Origin of the sequence: Acidithiobacillus sulfurivorans (assembly GCF_018853815.1) — a bacterium.
Classification (GTDB): Bacteria; Pseudomonadota; Gammaproteobacteria; order Acidithiobacillales; family Acidithiobacillaceae; genus Acidithiobacillus; species Acidithiobacillus sulfurivorans.
In genome coordinates, this window is the sequence record NZ_JAAOMP010000094.1 from 1 (window position 1) to 5,889 (window position 5,889).

5 protein-coding genes are annotated in these 5,889 nt (G+C 53.6%); all 5 read left to right on the forward strand.

Features of this window, described 5'->3' with window-relative positions:
• The first annotated feature begins 857 nt into the window (after window positions 1-857).
• Entirely contained in the window at window positions 858-2,819 is a 1,962-nt protein-coding gene (gene dsbD, locus HAP95_RS08230; RefSeq protein ID WP_215883783.1) for a protein-disulfide reductase DsbD, read from the forward strand.
• Window positions 2,820-2,849: 30 nt separating this feature from the next.
• Window positions 2,850-3,455: a thioredoxin fold domain-containing protein gene (locus HAP95_RS08235; protein ID WP_226832659.1), complete on the forward strand. Its 606-nt coding sequence runs from the start codon at window positions 2,850-2,852 to the stop codon at window positions 3,453-3,455.
• Between the two features lie 38 nt (window positions 3,456-3,493).
• Window positions 3,494-4,114, forward strand: a complete 621-nt coding sequence (locus HAP95_RS08240; RefSeq protein WP_226832660.1) for a thioredoxin fold domain-containing protein — start codon at window positions 3,494-3,496, stop codon at window positions 4,112-4,114.
• Between the two features lie 106 nt (window positions 4,115-4,220).
• A complete protein-coding gene (locus tag HAP95_RS08245) occupies window positions 4,221-4,838 on the forward strand; it encodes a thioredoxin fold domain-containing protein (RefSeq protein ID WP_215883785.1) in 618 nt (205 codons plus the stop codon).
• Between the two features lie 211 nt (window positions 4,839-5,049).
• The coding region (locus HAP95_RS08250) for a transposase (protein WP_215883786.1) at window positions 5,050-5,889 on the forward strand (840 nt) is incomplete at its 3' end.

A 5,889-nucleotide genomic window follows, 5' to 3' on the forward strand; every position in this document is an offset into this window, starting at 1 on the left:
ATCACCGGCCACCACATCTACCGCGACGGCAAAACCTTTACCACCACAGCCGTAGAAGTAAGACAGAGTTCCATCGTCACCACGTCTTTGCTGGAAAAACATGAAGCACCTCCACCTGTATAATAGTTAATAAGTTTGTTAACTATCTCACTGCGGAATCTGTCAGTCAACATCGGCACTGGAAGTGTAACCCTCAGGATTTTCGTGCATCGCAGGAGGCCTCCACTTCAATTTATTGTGGTTTCAAATTTTACAAATGTGCATAATGCCACCTCTCCACCATGATCTATCTTTTCAATAGCAGCTTCGACCCAGAGGCCTTACCTCTGAGGTTGAATCACGCAGACGTTAATCCCGGTCCCTGACAAACACTGACTACGTGCAGCGAAATCGTCAGGTTTTGATCACTCCAAGTCATGAATCCTGGGTCGTTAACGCACTGGAGATTTGAAAGAATTGCCAGCATGGTAATACTTCCAAAGGCGCACCATTCTGACGGTGATTCCTGGTAAAAATTGACCAACTACAAGCACTGCTTGGCAGCCCTTTTTTCAAAGATCTCTCTGAGTTTGGTTTTGATGCAGCCCACAAGCCAGTTAGTTTATGGGAAAAGCGAGGTATGGTAGGTTCGATCTGGAACGCATGTTCAGCCCGGTATTCAGGGGCTTCCACGGGATCAGGCAGGAAGCCAAATCGCAAGCCCAGTCCCTTGCACTGGAAGGCGATGAGCCACCAGCATTCCTTGTTGCGCGCTGATCCTAACTGCGTCCCCCCAAGATCCGGCATGCTTTCTGCTTGTCTGATCAGTAATCAAGCCTGGCGGAGGCTCGAATAAACAGTGCATCTTTGGAGAATGAATGTTCGATCAAGTTCTATGTGCAGGTTCCCGGCAACGTCGCGATCGCGCGTCAACGAATAGACATCATTTGCTCCTCATCTTGCGGCTTTGGCTGTTACTGGCTCCGTTGGCACTGATACTGTCCCCTTCGGCGCTCGCCAGCCCGCTTATTCTGGCGAAGGCTGACGTCAGCTCGTCACCATTTCTAGCACCGGCCAAAGCCTTTCGCTTTAAGGCGCGCATGGCACCAAACGATACCCTGGTCCTCCAGTGGATCGCCGCACCCCATTATCACCTCTACCGCAATCGGATCACTTTACAGGTAAGCCCTCGTTCTGCCCATTTGGCGCCTTATACCCTGCCACCGGGCAAACCGATGGATATACCGGGGGTCGGAACCCTGGCTGTTTATGAGGGCGATACCACCACGATTCGGGTGCCCGTACATTTCACGGGCACGCCCCCCAAGCAACTTCGAGTCACCAGCAGTTTTCAGGGATGTGCCAATGCCGGTGTCTGCTACCCAGTCATCACGAAAAGCTATTCGCTAAGCCCGACGGGAATTATTGCCAGCACCGTACGGCATGCTCCGGCTTTGGCCGACACGCATCCTGCTCTGCAGAAGCCGGTTCAACCTTCTGTGGTGGCCGGTCAATATGGGCAGTTCGCAGCAGGATTGGCCGGCGGACAAGTCCTCTTAACGCTACTGCTTTTCTTTCTGGCGGGCCTTGGACTAGCCTTCACACCCTGCATTTTCCCCATGATTCCCATTCTGTCCTCCCTGGTGGTCGGTCAGGGGAACACTCAGTTGACCGTAAAGCAGTCCAGAAGGCATGCATTCTGGATTTCTCTGGCCTATGTGCTGGGCATGTCATTGGCCTATACGGTTGCCGGGGTTCTTGCAGCGATCACCGGATCCTATCTGCAGGCCTTTTTTCAAAACCCCTGGGTGCTCAGTGGATTCAGTGCATTGTTTGTCGTATTGGCGCTCTCCATGTTCGGTTTCTACGACTTGCAGATGCCCAATGCCATACAATCGCGCCTGTCCCGTTACGGGAAGGGCGGACACTTTCTCAGCGCCTTCGTGATGGGTGTGCTGTCCGCCCTGATCGTCGGACCGTGTGTCGCGGCCCCATTAGCGGGGGCTCTGCTGTTCATTGCCCACACCGGCAACGTAGTTCTGGGGGGACTGGCCCTGTTCCTTCTGGGGTTGGGCATGGGCGTCCCCCTGCTGATCATCGGGACTTCTGCCGGACATTTTCTGCCCAAAGCCGGCGCATGGATGAATGGCGTAAAGGCCGTCTTTGGCGTGGTTCTGCTGGGAGTGTCCATCTGGTTCCTATCACGAATTGTGCCGGGACCGGTTACGCTGGCCTTATGGTCAGCGCTCGCCATCCTCTCAGGTATTTTTCTGGGGGCGTTTGCAGCCAATTCCGGGGGATGGCCCCGATTCTTCCAGGGACTCGGCATACTGGCTGTTGTCTATGGTGTGGTTCTCGGAGTCGGTGCCTCGGCGGGTGCTTCCCTGGTGCTTGAACCTTTGGCACCTTTCGTGGCAAAAGAGGTTTCAGTCGCCCCTCTACAAAACCATGCACTTCAAAAGCATCATCCCCTCCATTTTACCGTGGTTCGCAGCCTTCCCCAGCTGCAATCGGCTTTGGCCGCAGCAAAAGGGCACCCGGTATTGGTGGATTTCTGGGCAACCTGGTGTGTAGAGTGCCAGCGTATGGATGTCGAAACCTATGACAATCCCCGTGTAGAAAAAGCCTTGCAACCACTCACGCTAATTCGGGTGAATGTGACAGCAAGTGATGCCGCATCGCGCCACCTGCTTCATCGTTTCCAGTTATTTGGGCCACCGGCAGTATTGCTGGTCAATGCGCAAGGGCATCTGGTTGCCCAATATGAAGGCTATGAAGGACCCGAAACGCTCCTGCAGCACCTGCAGCAGAAGCTGGGCCATACGATGACTGATCATTGATGTTATAGGAATTATATTGAGGAGATCGCTATGAACTGCAACACAAGACTGACCGTTTTAACCGGCATGCTGATCGGCATCTTGGGCATAGGATCTGCCCTGGCAGCCACAGAACTTCCGCCTTTACCCAAAATGGCTCAGAACATTTATTGGAAGGACATCGGCCAGCGACTGACCTATATCCAGGAAGGGCATAAAGGACCGGTCATTTATGATTTTTTTGATCCGAATTGTCCTTATTGCCACGGTATGTACGATGAGGAACAACCGCTAATCAAAGCCGGAAAACTCTCCGTACGTTATGTGCCGGTCGCTTATCTCATGCCCAGTAGCACCCCTGAAGCTGCCGCTATTCTGCAATCCCCGCATCGGGTCCTGGCGCTGCAACATTTTGAGGGATTGGCTGCCAAGAGTTTCGCGGCACCTATGGGACCCCAGGGGCCTGTTGGTCTGCCGCAAGCCAAAGCACTTCCACAGACGCTTCACGCTTTAAAAGTGAACATGGCTGTACTGCAAAGTGCCCACTCGATGGGCGTACCCGCCATTTTGTATGAACGCAAAAATGGCACAACAGGATTAATGCCCGGCATGGTATCTCGCGGGGAACTGCTGACCATCATTCCGAATCTGAAATAATCTGCGTACCAGGAGAATAGCGCGACATGGAAAACAGGATGAGAACCCGCTTGCTGAAATGGCTGGGAATCGGGCTATTCGGCAGTAGTCTATTACTTTTTGGCATGACTTTCGCTGAAGCTCAGACAGCCACGGGAACGGCTACAGCGGTACCGCCAAAAAAACTGACGGCGAATGTTCTTTGGAAGCATATTCTGGCGCATCACCTCACTTATATTCAGGAAGGCCACCACGGTCCCATTATTTATGATTTTCAGGATCCCAATTGTCCTTACTGCCATGTGATGTACAACCATGAGGCCCTCTTGATCAAGGCCGGGAAATTGACGGTCCGTTATGTTCCCGTGGCCTTCCTGACGCCGCAAAGTCCGGCAGAAGCCGCTAATTGGCTGCAATCACCCCATCCTCTGGCAACATTGAAACATTTTGAATCCATTGTTGGTCCGGCGTTACAGAGCGGTGACTATCGCAGCCTTCCCAAAGCCACAGCCACAGCAAAAACAACCCAGGATCTCAAGCATAATCTGGAAATGATGGGTGCATTGGGTTTCAATGGCACGCCCGCCATGTTGTATCGTCTCAAAAATGGTCATATTGGCCGCATTCCCGGCATGATTTCTGAAAAACAGCTTTCCGGGCTGTTGCCGCATTTGCGGTGAGTATTATAGGAACGTTGATGGCTATTGGGTCATTCCCTTCCAGGAAGCGTCACCGGAGATTGTTCGCCCAAGAGACCATTACCTACGGGTTATTGAGGAGTGCGCTATGAAGAAAAGAAGGTTGTCAGGATGGCTGCTGACTGGATGGCTGATCACACTTCCGTTGGCGGCCACGGCTGCACCTGCCCAGGAGAACAGGCTTTTTCAGGAAATGGCAAAGCCCCAACACGCCAATCCCAAGGCGCTTCCTCCCAGTGCTATTGCTGCAGAGATAACCCACGCACACACTTTTCTGGTCGGGCATCAGGGGCCTGAGTTGACGGCATTTATGGACCCTAACTGTATCTGGTGCCATAGATTGTATGAGAAAGCTCTGCCCATCATCGGGGCTGAAAAATTGCGGTTGCGGGTAGTTCTGGTGGGATTTCTGAAGCCCTCCAGTCCGGCCAAGGCCGCATCCATCCTGATGGCGAATAATCCAGCCAAGGCATTGGCCTATGATGAATCGCACTTCAATACCCAAACAGAAGAAGGTGGGATCCGTCCAGCCCTCAATCCTCCCCCCTTGATACGTCGCGCCGTGCGCAATAATACTCAGCTGCTTATCCGTACCGGTGAAGAAGCAACGCCCACGTTGCTCTACCGAAATAAACATGGGCAGTGGGAACTACAACATGGTTTGGGGAGCCATGGGTTGCATAAAATCATGGAGATCATCTCATAAGTTGAGCGGTAAAACGCTGGAGGCGCTGGGCGGAGTGGAGGGTGCTGCCCATGCTGCCTCCGGTCACGCCAGCTACACCAAGCCCATGGCGGAGAACAGCCTGTAGTCCTGACCGAACGATATCTGATCGGGTTCCTAGCAGGCTGTCGGACTTTCCCTTTGCCTAAAATTATCGTATAATTACTTATGATTCAATGTGATGAGTGATTTCATGGCCCACTTCCTCGATGCTGACCGCAAGACCGATTATCTTCTGCCCCCCTCCATGGACGACTGGCTCCCGGAAGGGCACCTGGCCCGTTTTATTGTGGAAGTCATTGATCAGCTCGATCTCTCGCTACTGGTCCAACAATATGCGGGTCGTGGCCATAAGGCCTATCACCCGGCCACCCTCCTGGCGATTCTGGTCTACGGCTATGCCAACGGGGTCTTTTCCAGCCGTAAACTGGAACAAGCCACCTATGATTCCGTGGCTTTCCGTTACCTCGCGGCCGGCAGCCATCCGGATCACGATACCCTGGCCACCTTCCGTCGCCGTTTTCCGGGCGAACTGCAAGGATTGTTCGTGCAGGTCCTGGAACTGGCACAGGAGATGAAACTGCTGAAGATCGGCCGGGTGTGTCTGGATGGCACCAAGATCCACGCCAACGCTTCCAAACATCAAGCCCTGTCCCATGGGCATATCGAACAGATGGAGCGCCATCTCCAGGCCGAAGTACAGGAGCTCTTTGCACTGGCAGAACAAGCGGATCAGTCCGGGATTCCCGAAGGCGTGAATCTGCCCGAAGAGATCCAGCGCCGAGAAGACCGGCTGGCCGTGATGGCAGCGGCCAAGGCGAAGATTGCCGAGCGGGCACAGGCCCGTTATGCCAAAGAGAAAGAACGTTACGACACGCAAATGGCACGCCGTGCAGAACGTGAAGCCCTGGGACAAAAGCCCCGAGGCAAAGCCCCCCAGGCACCGGATCCTGCGCCTAAAGCGCAAGACCAGATCAATCTCACCGATGAAGAATCCCGCATCATGCCGGTCTCAGGCGGTGGCTTTGAACAA

Bases quoted from the DNA above. Each gene is read 5' to 3' on its own strand.
- dsbD (WP_215883783.1), top strand. From the start codon at position 858: ATGTTCGATCAAGTTCTATGTGCAGGTTCCCGGCAACGTCGCGATCGC.
- HAP95_RS08235 (WP_226832659.1), top strand. From the start codon at position 2,850: ATGAACTGCAACACAAGACTGACCGTTTTAACCGGCATGCTGATCGGC.
- HAP95_RS08240 (WP_226832660.1), top strand. From the start codon at position 3,494: ATGAGAACCCGCTTGCTGAAATGGCTGGGAATCGGGCTATTCGGCAGT.
- HAP95_RS08245 (WP_215883785.1), top strand. From the start codon at position 4,221: ATGAAGAAAAGAAGGTTGTCAGGATGGCTGCTGACTGGATGGCTGATC.